This is a genomic window from Flavobacterium sp. CHNK8, from assembly GCF_019774515.1.
Classification (GTDB): Bacteria; Bacteroidota; Bacteroidia; order Flavobacteriales; family Flavobacteriaceae; genus Flavobacterium; species Flavobacterium tiangeerense.
Genome location: NZ_CP081492.1, coordinates 1966568 through 1985062, shown reverse-complemented (window position 1 = coordinate 1985062; position 18495 = coordinate 1966568). Strand labels below are relative to the sequence as shown.

The following is an 18495-nucleotide window of genomic DNA, read 5'->3' as shown; positions in this document are numbered from 1 at the left end:
TTTTAAGTAAGGTACCTTAGCTCAGATGGTAGAGCAATGGACTGAAAATCCATGTGTCCCTGGTTCGATCCCTGGAGGTACCACAACCAAAGCTCGGATGGTGAAATTGGTAGACACGCTGGACTTAAAATCCAGTGAACAGCAATGTTCGTGCGGGTTCAAGTCCCGCTCTGAGTACAAGAAGTACCCTCTAACACAATCGTGTTCGAGGGTTTTTTTGTTTAGAGGATATGGTATTATTTTACTTTGTTATTTTAAGGATGTTTTTTTTCTGCTCCTGTATTTGATCTGCTAATTTAAAATTTGTTCAATTATAATAGATAAATTTTCCTATAATTAGTTTGGTAAGTATCAAAAAAAAGTCAAATTGACTCTTAAAATTCTGTCAAATGGTTAAATTTAAATTCAATGATGTCTGGATATACTTTTTTTAGTATTTACTTACGTGACTGGAGCCTGGTTTTTATTCAGTTGTGGAAATATTTCATATTTAATTATTAAACTTTAACTTGTAAGTATTTTTAATTTTCGTGGAATTTTTTTAAAAATCATAATGGAAAAATTATCTAGTATTAGTTATCATACTTTATGACATTTCTAAATTAGAAGCTATAATTACAAGTGATAATTAAACTTCTTGGAACAATATTAGTTGTATAAATACTTGTATAGTAATCTGATGTGCGAACTTCAATAAAGCGCTCGTTATTTAAAATGTTTTTTGCATTGAAACTGTAACTGAATTGTTTGTTTTTAGGAATATATTTAACTAATAAATCGAGGAAAGAATAATTGGCTTTCTTGTTTATTTTATAAAAATCATACGTTAAACTGGAAAACCATTTTTTATTAGGTGTATAAAACAATTTGAATGCATTATTCAAATCTTGGTTTTCAAAACTAGCATTAGCATTTGTTTTATTTTTAGTCAAATTGAATTGAAGAATATTTTGAAAATTAAGTTGGCCATCAAAAGCTGACTTCAAAAACAGTTCATTCCTACTGCTTTTACTTATGTTATTTCGTAATTCGGAATTGTTGATGAGATTTTTATAATCGTAAATATTGTATTGAGTTCTAAATCTTATCGTGGATTGTATAAATGGTAAATACTTTTCTATTTTAAAACTTAAATCTACATTTCTGAATTTTTCATCCAAAAGGAAATAGGCTATTTGTGAATTATTTTGATCAATATTTAGATTGGAGAAAAAATTACCTTTGTTTTCAGAATAATTGATACTTGCATTCATTAAAAATTGTTTTGACAGGTCATATAAATTGTAACCGATAGCATAGGAAGCTGTTCTTTGTAGTTGTAAATCAAGATTGTTTTTTATTGTGGTTCTGTTGCTAACAAGAATGTTGTTTGGATAGTTGTAATTGTCAATCAAAGGATTTACTCTTGAACTTAAATTAATATTAAAACTAGATACTCTGCTGAATTTATAACTTAAACTAATGTCTGGCTCAATTAAAATCGAAGTGTTTTTAATTTCGGTGTTTGAGGCTTTATTTTTGATAGCCTGATGTAATAAAGCGCTATTAAAATTAGAAATAATAAGTATGTTTCCCCAGTCATAATCTAACTTATTATTAAAAAAAACTTTAGTTTTGATGAAATCAATATCGTTAGCGCTTGTATTCTCTGTCGGATTCTCTTCTGTCTGTAGATCAGAGTAGAGCGGATTTGATATCAATTCAGTTCCAAGGATTGAATTGTATTTAGCTTTTTTTATTTTACGAATGTAATTAGCTTGAAGATCAAAAAACGCTTTTCTTTTTTGGATACCTTGGATGGCACTTACAGCGGATGTTTGTGATTGTGCTTTGAAATTCTGATATAGATTATCAAATGTTTGATGTGATGTAATTTGAATTGCTTTTTTATCCGATAGTCTTTTTGTAAACTGAAATTTAGATTTTAAAAATAAATTTTCTGTTCGTAATTCAGTATTAAAAAAGTCTTTTTCATTTTGAAATAATGAAGAAGAAGTATTGATTTTTTCATTATTGATGATAAAGTAGTAATCAATAGTTGATGTTTTTGAAATAGAATGCTTAACGTCAAAATCCATTCGAAAAAACATTGGTTTTTTATCTGCATTTATTTGATCGCTTGTTGCAAATTTTTGATCGTTTATTAAATTATTAGTCTCGTTTAAACTTAAAGAATTAATAAGATCTTTTACAAAATAAAAATTTGATTTATAAGTAGTGTTAGGTCCTGTTTTTAAAGAGATGTTGTAGTTAGCAAATATGGAATTATTAAGTATAGTTCTTTTATTGTCTAGTATATTTAATGAACTAAATTCGGATATGATTTTGCTATTTTTAAAAGCAGTGTTGGCATTTTCATTTTGTGTTCTAAAATTGCCAAAATAATCAAATGGCGAATAGTTGACAGCAACATTATTAAAACTAATAGTGCCAAAGGATTTAATTTTTGAGGATAGTGTTAAGAAATTAATGTCAGTGTCTACAGCAGTTTTCATTTCTTTAAAAGTTCCTAAAGATGAATTCAAACTTCCTGAGATGTCTCTGATATTTTTTTTTAGTTTAAGATTTAATGCTACTTTTCCATCGCCTTCTAGACCTTTTAAAAGTTTGTTGCTCGAAAAATTTTCAAGTGCTTGAACTTTATCAATCATGTCTACATTAATATTTTTGGTGCCAATTGTGTAATTGCCACTAAAAAGATCATCGCCGTCTAGCTGTACTGTCTCTACAGCTTTGCCTTTGTATTTAATTTCACCTGTATTGTCATTTACTTCCATTCCGGGTAGTTTCCTAATGATGTCTTGTATTTTTCTATCAGATCCATCTTTATAAGACGCCACATTAAAATTGACAGTATCTTTTACCTCAGTGTAAGGCTTTTTTTTAGCAAAAATTTTTACATCTTTTAGCAGTATTGTGGTCTCGTGATTTAATGTAAAGTCATGTGTGTAAGTTGTACCTTGTTGAGGGTTCAATATGGTATGACCTACTTTAGCATAATTATTTGCGGTTACTTCAATATATAGGTTTTTATATGCTTTGGTAAGTCTAATTTCATATGCACCGTTTCTGGCTACTGTAAATTCTTTAATACCTCTAGCATTAGCTGAATCTTTAATGACAACACTTGCAGTTACAAGGTCTATTTGGTCCGATGATGTAATTTTGCCTTTAAGAATTTGTGCTTTTAAACTTATTGTAAAGATTACGAAAACTAATAATGTTCCTGTTATCCTCATTTATTTAAATTCTATTATGGGTAAATCTAAATCGTTGATCGTCATTTTTAAAACAGAATCTGGATTTTTAGATTTTTTATATTTAAATTGAGTTTCTACACTTTTTATTCTAGCTTTAATTCTTTCAGCACGATCTTCTATTTTTTTGAATGTTGGTAAGCTGTATAGATATGTGCTACTAAGCATTTTTTTTATAGATGTAAAATAAAAATTATGATTTCTATCTATGCTATGTACTTCAATAATTAAACCTGGTAAACCTGATAATTTCCATGGGCCATCATGAATTGCTATTTCACTAGTAAACCAAATTTCAAACTCGCGACCATAAACAGATGCAATTGCTTTTTGACAATTGTAGGTACTTATAGTTTTAAATTCGTCTTGAATTTTAAAATCTATTTTTTCTAATTTTTCTTTAACAAGAATGGCTCCTGATGTTCGTACATAAATAGAATCTGTTTCCATAAATTTTGTAACTACATATCCTATGCTGTCACCATAAACCATCCCTTTATCCTCTGATTTAAATTTTTCTTCTAAATCTTTATTAGGATATTGCAATTCTTGTTCGTATCGGCCATTAATTACTCTGTCCTTGATGAATTTAGATCTAACATTGTCTGTATATAGATAACATTTGGAAATGGTTTTAGCATTGCCAAAACTGTCATTTGTTTCACTTGTGTAATCGTATTCAATTTTATATTGGCTGTAACAATTACAAGCTAATAATAATAGTATCAGTAGTTTTTTCATGTTTTATTCAAAAAAAGTTCTAGGAATATCAAGGTTATTTATGGTAACTGTGAATTTTACATTGGGATCTCCTTGAGCCTTATTAAACTTAAATTTATTTTCTTCAATTTCTAAATATCTTTTTTGAAAGGTTTCTAAATCAATCGTTTTCTTGTACGGAAAAGCTATAGTAGCATTATTTAAAGGTTTTGTTTTGTTGATACTTCTGGCAAGATATAAATGAAGGTTATCGGTAGATTTTATTTCTAATATAAGCCCTGGTAATCCTTGAAATAGCCATGGGCCATCACTGATAGGAATTTCGTTTGTAAACCAAAGTTCAAATTGCCTATTTTCAAAATTCACTAATGCTTTTTGACATTTATAATTGCAAATTGATTTATATTCCTCTATTATCTCATATTGAAATTTCACTATTTTTCGTGGTATTTTTACATATTCAGACTTGTCATTTAAAAGTCTCATATAGATAGAATCTTTACTAAAGTTTTTGGCAATCACGTACCCTAAACTATCTCCTTTTGCATATTTGTTACTTTTATTAGCACTTTCCTCTAAATCAGTCATTGAATTTTCAAATTTCACATCTACTACGCCATTAAAAACACGGTTTTTTACAAATCTTGAATAGATACCATCAGTAACTAAAAAAGTATTGGCTCTTACAATGCTGACATTACCAGGTAACTGATTGGTGATTACATAGTCGTATTCCACTTTATACTGTGCCGTTACAACATTTAAAAAATTAAGAAAGATGAAAAGGATACCTATTTTTTTCATGAAGAAATATTAAATTTTAAATAAATTAAACGAGGTGTTTGCTATTCTATTTTTTTATATTTTGACTTGTATTATAAAACGAATTATTAGAATATCGAATATATTACTTTTTTGATGTAAAATTATAATATTGTTATGTATTAGTACAACTAATCTTTAAAATACTAATAGTTTAGTTTTTTTAGTGTCATAAAATCATTTTAAATTGTTTACTCTCTTGATTAATATTTTACTACATTAGATAAAAAATAAAAAATATATATTTTTATGAAAAGAAGATCTTTTTTGGCTTCATCGGCTATTGCAGCCATTGGAATAAATACTTTTTTGGTTGCTGGGTGCGAGTCTAAATCTAATGATAAAAATACATCAGCTTCTAGTGAGGAGTTTAATTTGAGTTTTGAACTTGATGAAGAATCTATTACTTCTTTGCAATCTAAATTGAAATCGGGCACTTTTACATCGGAACAATTGGTGCGTTTGTATTTAAATAGAATTGAAGAAATAGATAAAAAGGGTCCTAAACTCAATTCAGTAATAGAGGTTAATCCAGATGCTTTAACCATTGCAAAGCAACTTGATGAAGAACTTAAATCTGGAAAAAGCCGTGGTGCGATGCATGGAATCCCCGTTTTGATAAAAGACAATATTGATACGGCTGACAAAATGCAAACAACGGCTGGATCTTTGGCAATGGTTGGGAACATAGCTTCAAACGATGCAACTGTTGTGAAAAAGTTAAGAGATGCAGGCGCAGTAATCATTGGTAAAACTAATTTAAGTGAATGGGCTAACTTTAGATCAACACAATCCTCATCAGGATGGAGTAGTAGAGGTGGTCAAACCAAAAATCCTTATTTTTTAGATCATAATCCTTGTGGTTCAAGTGCGGGTTCAGGAACAGCAGTTTCGGCAAATTTGTGTGTAGTGGCAGTAGGTACAGAGACAGATGGCTCTATTGTTTGTCCGGCTTCAGTAAATGGAATTGTAGGTATTAAGCCTACTGTTGGTTTAGTTAGTCGTTCTGGTATTATTCCTATTTCTAAAACGCAAGATACAGCTGGACCTATGGCTAGAACAGTATCTGATGCTGCTATCTTATTAGGTGTATTAGCTTCTTTAGATCAAAAAGATCTTGTAACTCTTGAAAGTAAAGGAAAATCTGTAACTGATTATAGTTCTTTCTTAAAATTAGACGGATTAAAAGGAAAGAGAATTGGTATTGAAAATAAACCGCAAGGAGAGAATCAATATATAAATGCTCTTTTTGATGACGCTATTAAATTATTAGAGAAGCAAGGGGCTACGGTTGTAAAAATTGATTATATAGATAAAATTAATGCATTAGGACAAGCTGAGTTTGAAGTTTTGCAATATGAATTCAAGGATGGACTCAATCAGTATTTAGCTACCGCAAATGCTAAAGTAAAAACATTAAAAGACGTTATTGATTTTAATAGTGCAAACGAAGATAAAGCGATGCCTTATTTTAAGCAAGAAACTTTATTGAGTTCTAATTTGAAAAAAGATTTAAATGCTTCTGAATATAAAGATAGTCTAGAAAAGAGTTTTAATAGAAGTAAAAAAATATTGAATGAAGTCATGGCTCAAAATAGTCTTGATGCCATTTGCGGAATTACAATGGGTCCTTCATGCAGTATTGACACTATTTATGGTGACCGTTGGGGAACTTATTCATTAACTTCACCAGCAGCAATGAGCGGTTATCCTCATATCACAGTGCCGTGTGGGCAGGTATATGAATTACCTGTTGGGCTTTCCTTTTTTGGTAAGCCGTACACCGAAGGCTTGTTAATTTCTTTAGGATATGCGTATGAGCAAGCCACCAAAAAAAGAGCAGTACCAAAATACAAGGCCTCTTTCTTGAGTTAAATTGAAAAAGGGATTAAGTCATTCTTACTTAATCCCTTTTTATCATTTACTTAAAGTTGATAGAGAGCGAATTTACACAGTATCTTTGACCTGTTTTTGTAGGGCCATCATTAAAAACATGTCCTAAATGACTGCCGCAAGTGGCGCATAAAATTTCAGTACGTTTCATTCCGTGAGATACATCATCAATATACTGTACTTTGCCGGGTATTGATTCATCAAAAGAAGGCCATCCGCAATGTGCATCAAATTTTGTATTGCTTTCAAATAAACTTTCATTGCAAGCTCCACAAGTATACGTTCCTTTTTCAAAATGTAAATTGAATGTTCCTGTATGCGGATATTCGGTGCCTTTGAGACGTAAAATTCTATATTTTTCTTCTCCCAAAAGTTCTTTCCATTCTTCTTCTGTTTTTTCTATTGGATATTTCATGTTGTAAGTACTTTATGAATTTAATTTTTTAAAAAATCTATTGTTGCTTCAATTACTTTTGAGTTTCCTAATATTTTTCGATGCCCAAGACCGTTTGTTATCATTAATTCTCCTTTTTTTAAATGATTATGAATGTTCTTTGCAGCAGTTACTGGAACTTCTGGATCATCTTCATCATGAATTACTAGAACAGGGATATGTACTTCCTTTGCTGCATGAGATGCCGAATAATTATTCATATCATCCTTGTATTTTTCTTCAAAATGAGCGCGTAATGAAATAGCTATTTTTGGGTCTAGTTTTAGTTTAGCAATAAAGTCATTTATAATATCTGACACAACATCACCGCTACCAATAATAATTGCTTTATTGACTTTGATTCCATTTTTAATAGCGTTTAGTACTGCCATTCCGCCTAATGAATGGCCAACAATACCGTCAAACGGACCATGTATTTTATCAATTTCAAGTATGGAAGCTATAAAATCAGTCATAACAGCAGAGGAACCGTTAGATTTTCCATGTGCAGGCGCATCAAAACTTATTGTTTTATAATTTTTTTGCAAAAGGGCATCTGCTATTTTAAATAATTGCGTGCCACGACCTGACCAACCGTGAACAAGTAGTATTTTCCTATCACTTTTTCCATATTCATAGAGCACAATTTCTTTGTTGATTTCAGGAATGTGTAAACTACTTTTTAAACTTTTACTTTCCATTGTGAGTTCTCTTTTGGGAACTTTATATTTTGTAGGTGTAGTGAACAATTTTGCAGCAAATAGTGTAACTAGTTTTGGAGAAAAAAAAGCGATTAATTTGCAAGTGTGTAAAATTATCGTGGGAATTTTTAAGGATTGTGTATGAACGGTACTCTTTTTTGTCATTATACTAAATTTTCGATAGGATTATTTTTTTGTAATTTTTTTACTAAATTTAGTAAAACATAAAAGTACTTTTTTTTAAATTTTTAAATGAAAATTAAATGTTTTTTTAACATAAAGTATTTTTAACACAAATTTTATTCATGGAGTTATTTCATATTAGCGCTGAATGTTTTCCCGTTGCAAAAGTTGGTGGTCTTGCCGATGTTGTAGGAGCCTTACCAAAATATCAAACTAAAGCAGGTCATGAAGTTCGGGTTATTATTCCAGAATATGATGTGGTTTTTATGAATGAAAATGCATTTGAAACTGTTTTTAAAGGCAATGTATCTTTAGGGAATTTAAATTTTCCTTTTAGTGTTCATAAAGAGTCAACAAATAAATTAGGATTTGAATTGTATTTGGTTGCTATCCCTGAATTATTTGATAGGAAGCAAGTGTACGGGTTTCCGGATGATATAGAACGCTTTTTGGCTTTTCAGATCGCTGCTTTAGATTTTATTTCAAATAGAGATACAATTCCAGATATTATCAATTGCCATGACCATCATACAGGTTTAATTCCGTTTATGATGTTGTACTGCTTTAAATATGAAAAACTCCGAGCAGTTCCCACCGTGATTACAATTCATAATGGTTTGTACCAAGGACAATTTGGGTTTGAAAAAATGAATTACATTCCAGAGTTTGATTTAATTCATAAAAATGTTTTGGAATGGGATCATTGCATTAATTCATTGGCTGTAGCCGTAAAATGTGCAGGTGGAGTTACTACTGTTTCTCCTAGTTATTTAGACGAAATAAATGGTTTTGCTAATGGTTTAGAATCACTTTTTCAAAATGTTAGATACAAATCTAAAGGTATTTTGAACGGAATAGATGTAGAGATTTGGAATTCGATGACGGATGCTATGCTGGAGAAAAATTATTCTATAGCTGACTTTGAAACTGGAAAAAAGGCCAATAAAGAAAAGCTTTGTTCACTTTTTAATCTAGATGCAACAAAACCACTTTTTAGTTTTATAGGAAGATTATTTGATGAAAAAGGAGGTGATTTGCTACCAGACGCAGCATTCTTTGCCTTGAAAGAACATGCCAATGAAATCAACATTTTTGTTTTAGGGTCTGGAAATGCAACCATTGAGGACAGATTAAAAAATCTTATTCCGGAATTTAAAGGTAATTTTAATGCCAGTATTGGTTACAATGAAGCTTTAGCGCATTTAGTTTATGCAGGTTCTGATTTTATGTTAATGCCATCAAGAGTGGAGCCTTGTGGACTAAATCAAATGTATGCTATGCGTTACGGGACAATTCCAATTGTGAGAAGAACAGGAGGATTAAGAGATACTGTAATTGATTTTGGTGATGATGGAAACGGTATTTGTCATGATCAGGCATCTGTTGTGGATATTTGTTATTCGATAAGGCGTGCAAAACAGCTTTTTGAAAACAAAGAAGCAATTAATGAAGTTATTGAGAGAGGAATGAACACAGACAATTCATGGGAACGTGTCTGTCAAGAATATTTAGAAATGTACAATACTATAATTGACAAAAAATGAACGCTAAAAAGAAAAATGTTATTGCAATTATTTTAGGTGGTGGACAAGGTTCCAGATTATATCCTTTAACAGAGTCGAGATCTAAACCTGCTGTGCCCATTGGAGGGAAGTATAGATTGGTAGATATTCCTATTTCAAATTGTATGAATTCAGATATTTATAGAATATTTGTATTGACTCAATTCAATTCGGCTTCCTTAAATGCTCACATAAAAAACACCTATAACTTTAGTATTTTTAGTCATTCTTTTGTTGATATATTGGCTGCGGAGCAAACTCCAGATAACCCAACTTGGTTTCAAGGCACTGCAGATGCTGTAAGACAATGTATGCCCCATTTTTTAAACCATGAGTTTGATTATGCATTGATTTTATCTGGGGATCAATTGTATCAAATGGACTTTAATGAGATGGTTGAAGAACATATCAAGCGACAAGCCGATATTACCATTGCAACTTTACCCGTTAATGCAAAAGATGCACCTGAATTTGGGATTTTAAAAACGAATGCCGAAAGTTGTATTGAATCTTTTATTGAAAAACCGGCTAAAGAATTATTGCCAGATTGGGAATCTGATGTGAGTGACCAAATGAAAGAAGAGGGTAAGCATTACCTCGCTTCAATGGGGATTTACATCTTTAACAAAGATTTGTTAGTAGACATCATGTCAAATAAGGAAACAAAAGACTTTGGAAAAGAAATTATTCCCCAAGCAGTGGGTCATAAAAAAATACTAAGTTATCAATATGAAGGATACTGGACCGATATTGGAAACATAGATTCTTTCTTTAAAGCTAACATTGGTCTTACAGAAGATTTACCAAAGTTTAATTTGTTTGATGATACCAATAAAATTTATACTAGACCGAGACTTTTACCACCTTCTAAATTTCAAAAGACCATGGTTGAACGTTCTTTGATATCTGAAGGCTGTATTTTGAATGCCAAAGAAATAAACAATTCTGTGATAGGAATTCGTTCAAGAATAGGCACTGGAACAGTTATTCAGAATTGTTACATTATGGGAAATGATTTTTATCAAAACATTGATGAGATGGATGCTGATGTTACTAATGGCAAACTATTAGTAGGAATTGGTGAAAGGTGTTATATCAATAATGCATTAGTAGATAAAAATTGCCGAATAGGAAATGATGTCCACATAAACGGTGGCAACCATCTCTCTGATTTTTCTACGGATTTATATGCTATTAAAGACGGTATTGTTGTTATAAAAAAAGGAGCTGTAATACCAGATAATTTTAGTATTAAATAGTTTAAATTCCACATCATTTACATGTATACAATACCTATATGAATACTGTTATCACACACTCCATTTTTACTGATTTTGATATTGATTTGTTTAAAGCTGGCAAGCATTTTCGTCTTTATGAAAAATTGGGAGCACACATGATATCTTTGAACGGAGTGCAAGGGGTTTACTTTGCAGTTTGGGCACCATCGGCTCATTCAGTATCTGTTGTAGGGGATTTTAACTTTTGGCAGCAACATTCGCATTCATTAAACGTACGGTGGGATTCATCAGGAATTTGGGAAGGTTTTATTCCAAATATTGAAAAAGGAGCCATTTACAAGTACAAAATTCAATCTAGTATTGATGGAGTTGTCACTGAGAAGGCAGATCCATTTGCTTTTTTTTGTGAGCAACCGCCAAAAACAGCCTCTGTAGTATGGGATCTTGATTACGATTGGAACGACACAAAATGGATGCAAAACAGAAAAGAAAGTAATAGTTTAAACAAACCTTTTTCTGTATACGAGATGCATTTGGGGTCTTGGAAACGTCACGTTGAGGATAATAGTTTTCTTTCGTATCAAGAATTAGCACTTGAATTAGTTCAATATCTCAAAGAAACTGGGTTTACTCATGTAGAGTTTATGCCTATAATGGAGTATCCATACGATCCATCTTGGGGATATCAGTTAGTAGGATATTTTGCGCCAACATCTAGATTTGGAAATCCTCAAGATCTCATGTATTTGATAGATAAATTACATCAAGAGGGAATAGGAGTAATTCTGGATTGGGTGCCATCCCATTTTCCAGATGATGCACATGGTTTAGGATTTTTTGATGGTTCTAATCTTTTTGAACATCCAGATCGAAGAAAAGGCTACCATCCAGATTGGAAAAGTTTGGTATTTAATTACGGACGCAATGAAGTTCGTTCTTTTTTAATCAGTAACGCCTTGTTTTGGTTACAGCATTACCATGCAGATGGATTGCGCGTAGACGCAGTGGCTTCCATGTTGTATTTGGATTATTCTCGAAAAGAAGGAGAGTGGGAGCCCAACATTTACGGAGGTCGGGAAAATCTGGATACAATCAGTTTTCTTAAAGAGTTTAATGAAGCAGTTTATCTTAATTACGAAGGTGTTCAAACTATTGCAGAGGAAAGTACATCGTTCCCAATGGTTTCAAGACCTACCTCTATAGGTGGTTTAGGTTTTGGGATGAAATGGATGATGGGTTGGATGCATGATACCTTGGATTATTTTAAAAAAGATACTATTTATAGAAAATACCATCAAAATGAATTGACATTTTCCATGACATATGCCTTTACAGAAAATTTTATGTTACCACTTTCACATGATGAAGTGGTTTATGGCAAAAAATCTATTTTAGGAAGAATGCCTGGTGATGAGTGGCAAAAATTTGCAAATCTTAGACTTTTATATGCCTATATGTTCATGCATCCAGGTACCAAGCTCTTGTTTATGGGCGGTGAATTTGGTCAAAGTAGCGAATGGAATTTTGAAAAAAGCTTAGATTGGCATTTATTAGAATTTTCTTTTCACAAAGGAATTAAAAAGATCATTACAGATTTGAATGCATTGTATAAATCGCAACCTGCATTGTATGAAAAACAATTTACTCCTGATGGTTTTGAATGGATTAATTATTCAGATCATCAAAATGCAGTTTTTTCATTTATCAGAAAAGGAAATAATCATGGAGATGATTTAGTTGTTGTGTGTAATTTTACACCAGTGCTTAGAGAAAACTATAGTATTGGGATACCAAGATCGGGTACTTTACAATCTATATTTAATAGTGACGAGACTATTTATGGAGGAAGCGGTGTTCAAAACTTAAACAGAATGTTAATTCAAAGTATTCCTTACGATGGTAGAGATTATTCGGTTGCTTTGATTCTTCCTCCATTGAGTGTAATTGCTTTCCAGATTGTATAAAATTTGTGTTCAAACTTTAATTTTTATTTAAAAAAATGGATAGTGCATATCAAGAATCATATATAACGTTTTCGTTAATAAATAGCATGTTTTAAAGAGATTACGTTCGTTTTTTGTATGTTTGATTTTTGAAAACCAGCCCAAATAAATACCATACCACATGATTACAAATACAGAACTAGAATATAAAGGAGATTTGTATCCTACAAAAATAGTATCGTTTGAACATGATGTTGATTCTGTTTATTTTCACACAGACAACAGTGTTATTTTAAAAGTAACGGTATTAAGAGATAGTTTAATACGTTTTAGATTTACTACTAAAGGCTATTTTAGCAATGATTTTTCGTATGCAGTAGATAAAAGCCATTCTCATGGGTATAATTTTCTTGAGGTAAGTGAGCACGAAGTGTTTTACCAAATAAAAACAAGTAAAGTTAAGTGTAGGATTCAAAAATCAGACATGAGACTTTCTATTTATGACTTAGAAGATACCATTATTTTAGAGGATGAACTAGGATTTCACTGGGAAGAAAGTTATGAATATGGTGGGAACATTGTAAAAATGAGTAAGTCCTCAAAAGACGGGGAATGTTTTTACGGTTTAGGTGATAAAGCCACTCAAATGAATCTTAAAGGAAAACGTATTGAAAATTTTGCAACAGATCAATATGCATTTCAAAAAGATCAAGAACCACTTTATAAAGTAGTTCCGTTTTACATAGGTTTACACAACAAAAAATCATACGGAATTTTCTTTGACAATACTTTTAGAACATTTTTTGATTTTTGTCATGAACGCCGCAACGTAACTAGTTATTGGGCCGAAGGTGGTGAAATGAATTATTATTTTATTTACGGTCCACAAATGCAAGATGTGGTAACAACTTACACAGATTTAACAGGAAAACCAGAGTTACCGCCTTTATGGGCGCTGGGATACCATCAATGCAAGTGGAGTTATTACCCTGAAAGTAATTTAAAAGAAGTTGCTGCAAAGTTTAGAGCGTTAAAAATACCTTGTGATGCTTTGTATCTTGACATTGATTACATGGACGGTTTTAGATGTTTTACATGGAATAAAAACTATTTTCCAGATCCTAAACGAATGGTAGCCGAGTTAGCCGAAGATGGTTTTAAAACGGTTGTTATAATTGATCCTGGGATAAAAATTGATAAAGAATATTCGGTTTACAAAGAAGCATTGACAAATGATTATTTTTGTAAACGTGCCGATGGTCCTTACATGAAAGGGAAAGTTTGGCCAGGAGAATGTAATTTTCCTGATTTCACAAATCCCACAGTAAGAGAATGGTGGGCTGGTCTATTTAAAGAATTAATATCGGATATTGGTGTAAAAGGAGTTTGGAATGATATGAATGAACCCGCCGTTATGGAGGTTCCTAATAAAACATTTCCTATGGACGTGCGTCATCATTACGATGGAAATCCATGTAGCCACAGGAAAGCACATAATATTTATGGTACTCAAATGGCTAGAGCCACTTATCATGGTGTAAAACGTTTTGCCTACCCTAAAAGACCTTTTGTTATTACGCGATCAGCTTATGCTGGTGCGCAACGCTACACCTCTTCTTGGACAGGTGATAATGTAGCTACATGGGAGCATTTGTGGATTGCAAACATACAAGTACAGCGCATGTCTATTTCAGGAATGGGTTTTACGGGTTCAGATATTGGTGGTTTTGCAGAGCAGCCCTCGGGGGAATTGTATGCAAGATGGATACAATTAGGAGTATTTCACCCCTTTTGTAGAACACATTCTTCTGGAGATCATGGCGATCAAGAACCTTGGGCTTTTGATGACGAAGTGATTGATATTACAAGAAAGTTTGTAAATTTAAGATACCAATTGTTGCCTTACTTGTATACCATGTTTTGGCAGTACATTGAAGAAGGTGTACCAATGTTAAAACCATTAGTTTATTTTGATCAAGAAGATACTCAAACCCACTATCGTAATGATGAGTTTGTTTTTGGAAATCAAATAGTAGTCTGTCCCATTTTAGAACCTAATGCTTTAGGTAGAAGAATGTATTTACCTCGTGGCGAATGGTATAATTACTGGACAAACGAGTTGTGTAAAGGAGGAAAAGAACTTTGGGTGGATACCAAGTTTGATCAAATTCCAATATTTGTAAAAGCAGGATCTATTATTCCTAAATATCCGGTTCAGCAATATGTAGGCGAACTCGAGTTTGATGAGTTGATACTAGATGTTTATTACAAAGACGGTAAAGAATTATCTGTAGTCTATGAGGATGCTCAAGACGGTTATGATTACAAAAAAGGACGCTATAGTTTTATGTCTTTTCAAGCTACTGGTAAAGAGAATGAATTGATTATTCAAGCTCATCAAGAAGGGAAGTACGTTACTAATTATTCTAAATATAAGATGAATTTAATAGGGTTGCCTTTCAAAGTACAAGCAATTGAAATTGACAATGTAGCAGTCGCATTTGATAGTGATACCTTAGAAAAAGAAGGATATATTCTTGTTGAAAAAGGATTTATATCTTTTCATATTATGGGTAACTTGGATTAATATTGAAACTATTTACATTAATTATATAAGTAATGCAGACACATTTTTTGTATTTTTGATTCTTATAAAATTACAGTTATGAAAAAATATGTATTAGTTAGTTTGGTTACATTAGGAATTGTTTATTCTTGCGCTACCAATCCCATTACAGGAAAAAAAACACTTAACTTTGTGCCAAATAATCAGTTATTTCCAACAGCCTTTCAACAATACGATACATTTTTGAAAGAGAATAAAGTAATTACAGGAACTGCCGATGCAAAGAAAGTGGAGGCTATAGGTTTCCGAATTAAGGCTGCTGCTGAGAAATATTTAACATATTTAGGTCAAGGACAGTATTTAGTAGATTATCGATGGGAATATAAATTAGTCGACAACAAAGAAGTTAACGCATGGTGTATGCCAGGTGGAAAAATCGTAGTTTATTCTGGGATTTTGCCAATTACTAAAGATGACGCAGGCCTAGCAACAGTTATGGGACATGAGGTTTCGCACGCTCTTGCAGATCATGGTGCGCAACGTATGAGTGCCTCTCAATTGCAACAATTAGGAGCCGTAGGAGTAGCAGTTGCGACTGGAGGTAAAAGTGAAAAAACACAACAAGTATGGAGTCAAGTTTATGGATTAGGCTCTCAGGGTTTAGGAATACTTCCATTTAGTAGAGCTCACGAAACAGAAGCTGATAAAATAGGATTGGTTTTAATGACAATTGCAGGATATAATCCTGAAACGTCTATTGCTTTTTGGCAGCGCATGTCGGCTCAATCTAATGGTCAAGCACCACCAGAATTTATGAGTACACACCCGTCAGATGCTACCCGAATTGCTAATTTACAAGCGTACATACCCGAAGCAAAAGCAATTGCTGCTAAAGTAGGAGTGATAAGATAATATTGTTTTTTATTATGTAGAAAGCTATCCGTAATGGATAGCTTTTTTTGTTTACATAAGATGATTTTATGAATAATGATTTCTTAATGTGTAAAAAAATAAGGTTTTGCATTGTTCTTGAAAAAAAATAAATACATTCGTAAACAAAAAAATCACATGGCTGAATTAGAAAAAGGAAGTAAAAAATTATTAAATGCGTGGGCTTTTTATGATTGGGCAAACTCTGTCTATACTTTAACTATTGCATCAGCTGTTTTTCCTATTTTTTATGATGCTTTATTTTCAGACCGCAGTCATTATATTGATGTTTTTGGGATGCACCTTAAGAATTCAGCATTAATAAGTTTTATTACTGCTTTTGCTTTCTTAATAGTTTCATTCTTATCTCCATTATTATCTGGAATAGCTGATTATGTTGGAAATAAAAAGGCGTTTATGAAATTCTTTTGTTATTTAGGGGCCTTATCCTGTATGGGTTTGTATTGGTTTGACCTTGAAAATATATATGTTGGTTTATTATTTTATTTATTAGGACTAATAGGATATTGGGGGAGTTTGGTTTTTTATAACTCTTATTTACCAGATATTGCTCATGAAGAGCAGCAAGATCAAATAAGTGCTAAGGGCTATTCCATGGGATATATAGGGAGTGTAATTTTATTAATTATTAATTTATTGATGATTATGAAACCTAAGCTTTTTGGGATTTCTGGAACAGATGGAGAAGCAGCCATGAAAGCAATGCGCTACTCTTTTGTTATGGTAGGTGTTTGGTGGATTCTTTTTAGCCAATATTCATATTATTATTTACCCAACGGCAACAAAAATAGCGGTCACAAAGTTACCAGTCAAGTAGTGTTTAATGGTTTTAATGAACTTAAAAAAGTATGGCTTTTATTGCAAGAAAATAAAGCTTTAAAAGCATATTTAAGAAGTTTTTTTGTGTCGAGTATGGCTGTACAAACCGTGATGCTGGTAGCTACTTATTTTGGTGCACAAGAAATTCAATGGCCTACTAAAGAAGAAGGAACTGTAGGTTTGATAATTTGTATTTTGCTTATTCAATTAGTCGCAGTTTTAGGAGCTTTCTTAACTTCAAGAGCTTCAAGTAAATTTGGTAATATCCCAACATTAATTTTTATCAATTGCTTTTGGGTTTTACTTTGTGTTGCGGCATACTTCATTACTCAACCTTTAGAGTTTTATATAATGGCGAGTTGTGTAGGACTTGTTATGGGGGGCATTCAGTCGTTATCAAGGTCTACTTATTCAAAGTTGTTGCCTCAAACTACGGATACGGCATCGTTTTTTAGTTTTTATGACGTAGCCGAAAAAATAGGTATTGTTATAGGAATGGTGGTTTATGGAATTGTAGATCAAATTACTGGAAGTCCCAGATTAGCTATTGCTATATTAGCGCTTTTCTTTATAATTGCTGTAATTCTGTTGAATAAAGTACCAAAAAAAGGTGTTTTACAATCGTAAAACACCTTTTTAATATCTTTTGAAATAGGTTTTTAGGATTTCGATATATTCCCTGATCCACTTACTTTGGTGTCTTTTTTCTTTGGATCACCTTTGTATTGAATGTCACCCGAACCCGAAACTCTAGCGTGTAAGTTATCAGAACAAAAAACAGTAGTATCTCCTGAACCTGATACGGCAGCATGAACGTTTTTAGCCTTCAGTTTTGAAGTATCGATATCTCCAGAACCGTTTAGAGCTGTATTTAATTCGTCTGTAGTTCCTGAAATAGTGACATCTCCGGATCCTGTTACATCTATTGCAACTGAATTTGAAGCTACTTCTAAATTAATATCCCCAGAACCAGTTAACTGAACTGAGAATGAATTGCTATTGATTGTTTTTTTTGTATTAATATCACCTGATCCAGTCAAACTTAATTTGTTGATTTCCTCGAAGGGAACCGAAATTAAAATTTGCTTGCCTTTACTCGTGCTCAAGTACTTATTTTTTTCGGAACTAATTTTAAGTATATTGTTTACAACTTCAATTTTTATGAAAGGAATTAAATTTTCCTCTCCTTTAACAGTAATGTCTCCTTCTTTTCCTGAAACCAGCTCTACATCAAAGAAACCAGATACGGCAATAGCATCATAATCTGTTGTCGTTCTTTTTTCAGAAACTATGTTTCCATTTCCTTGAATTTTATTTTTGCTAGACCACTGAGCAAAGGTTAAAGTAGTGGATAATAAAGCGCAACCTGCAAGTAATAAAAGTGATTTTTTCATAATTAATTTA

The 18495-nt window shown here is 32.1% G+C and carries 13 protein-coding genes and 2 tRNA genes; 9 read left to right on the top strand and 6 right to left on the bottom strand.

All coding sequences use genetic code 11. The annotated features are described in order from the left end of the window. Window positions 1-10: 10 nt before the first annotated feature. Both K5V07_RS08380 and K5V07_RS08375 read left to right on the top strand, forming a co-directional pair. Window positions 11-83: transfer RNA gene (locus K5V07_RS08380), tRNA-Phe, on the top strand. 8 nt (window positions 84-91) lie between these two features. Continuing rightward, window positions 92-177 (top strand) — tRNA-Leu (locus tag K5V07_RS08375). 425 nt (window positions 178-602) lie between these two features. Here K5V07_RS08375 and K5V07_RS08370 read toward each other — a convergent pair. From K5V07_RS08370 to K5V07_RS08360, 3 genes are read right to left on the bottom strand one after another with little or no spacing between them, the layout of a single operon-like run. Then, a complete protein-coding gene (locus K5V07_RS08370) occupies window positions 603-3239 on the bottom strand; it encodes a hypothetical protein (RefSeq protein ID WP_221917110.1) in 2637 nt (878 codons plus the stop codon). Continuing rightward, complete coding sequence (locus tag K5V07_RS08365) at window positions 3240-3998, bottom strand: GLPGLI family protein (RefSeq protein ID WP_221917109.1); 759 nt, start codon at window positions 3996-3998, stop codon at window positions 3240-3242. A gap of 3 nt (window positions 3999-4001) precedes the next feature. Further along, the gene (locus K5V07_RS08360; RefSeq protein ID WP_221917108.1) at window positions 4002-4781 is read right to left on the bottom strand and encodes a GLPGLI family protein; all 780 of its coding nucleotides are present in this window, start codon (window positions 4779-4781) and stop codon (window positions 4002-4004) included. Window positions 4782-5048: 267 nt separating this feature from the next. Here K5V07_RS08360 and K5V07_RS08355 point away from each other — a divergent pair, with 267 nt between their 5' ends. Next, window positions 5049-6674, top strand: coding sequence for an amidase (locus K5V07_RS08355; protein WP_221917107.1), 1626 nt, complete (start codon window positions 5049-5051; stop codon window positions 6672-6674). Between the two features lie 46 nt (window positions 6675-6720). Here K5V07_RS08355 and msrB read toward each other — a convergent pair whose 3' ends face one another. Next, window positions 6721-7107 (bottom strand): peptide-methionine (R)-S-oxide reductase MsrB, encoded by a 387-nt coding sequence (gene msrB, locus K5V07_RS08350; RefSeq protein WP_221917106.1) that lies wholly within the window; start codon window positions 7105-7107, stop codon window positions 6721-6723. 20 nt (window positions 7108-7127) lie between these two features. Continuing rightward, window positions 7128-7991 carry an alpha/beta fold hydrolase gene (locus K5V07_RS08345; RefSeq protein WP_221917105.1) on the bottom strand — a complete coding sequence of 288 codons (864 nt, stop codon included), beginning with the start codon at window positions 7989-7991 and terminating at the stop codon, window positions 7128-7130. 140 nt (window positions 7992-8131) lie between these two features. Here K5V07_RS08345 and K5V07_RS08340 point away from each other — a divergent pair, with 140 nt between their 5' ends. The 6 genes from K5V07_RS08340 to K5V07_RS08315 all read left to right on the top strand — a co-directional run bounded on the left by K5V07_RS08340 (window position 8132) and on the right by K5V07_RS08315 (window position 17718). Further along, complete coding sequence (locus tag K5V07_RS08340; protein ID WP_221917104.1) at window positions 8132-9553, top strand: glycogen synthase; 1422 nt, start codon at window positions 8132-8134, stop codon at window positions 9551-9553. Further along, window positions 9550-10830: a glucose-1-phosphate adenylyltransferase gene (locus tag K5V07_RS08335; RefSeq protein ID WP_221917103.1), complete on the top strand. Its 1281-nt coding sequence runs from the start codon at window positions 9550-9552 to the stop codon at window positions 10828-10830. Before K5V07_RS08340 ends, K5V07_RS08335 begins: the two co-directional genes overlap by 4 nt. A 38-nt stretch (window positions 10831-10868) precedes the next feature. Further along, window positions 10869-12776, top strand: a complete 1908-nt coding sequence (glgB, locus tag K5V07_RS08330) for a 1,4-alpha-glucan branching protein GlgB (RefSeq protein ID WP_221917102.1) — start codon at window positions 10869-10871, stop codon at window positions 12774-12776. Window positions 12777-12936: 160 nt separating this feature from the next. Then, window positions 12937-15342 carry a glycoside hydrolase family 31 protein gene (locus tag K5V07_RS08325; protein ID WP_221917101.1) on the top strand — a complete coding sequence of 802 codons (2406 nt, stop codon included), beginning with the start codon at window positions 12937-12939 and terminating at the stop codon, window positions 15340-15342. Window positions 15343-15420: 78 nt separating this feature from the next. Continuing rightward, window positions 15421-16233 carry a M48 family metallopeptidase gene (locus tag K5V07_RS08320; RefSeq protein WP_182651300.1) on the top strand — a complete coding sequence of 271 codons (813 nt, stop codon included), beginning with the start codon at window positions 15421-15423 and terminating at the stop codon, window positions 16231-16233. A gap of 156 nt (window positions 16234-16389) precedes the next feature. Next, window positions 16390-17718, top strand: coding sequence for an MFS transporter (locus K5V07_RS08315; protein WP_221917100.1), 1329 nt, complete (start codon window positions 16390-16392; stop codon window positions 17716-17718). Between the two features lie 32 nt (window positions 17719-17750). Here the strand turns inward: K5V07_RS08315 and K5V07_RS08310 are convergent, their stop codons facing one another. Next, window positions 17751-18485, bottom strand: coding sequence for a head GIN domain-containing protein (locus K5V07_RS08310; protein ID WP_221917099.1), 735 nt, complete (start codon window positions 18483-18485; stop codon window positions 17751-17753). Window positions 18486-18495 lie beyond the last annotated feature (10 nt).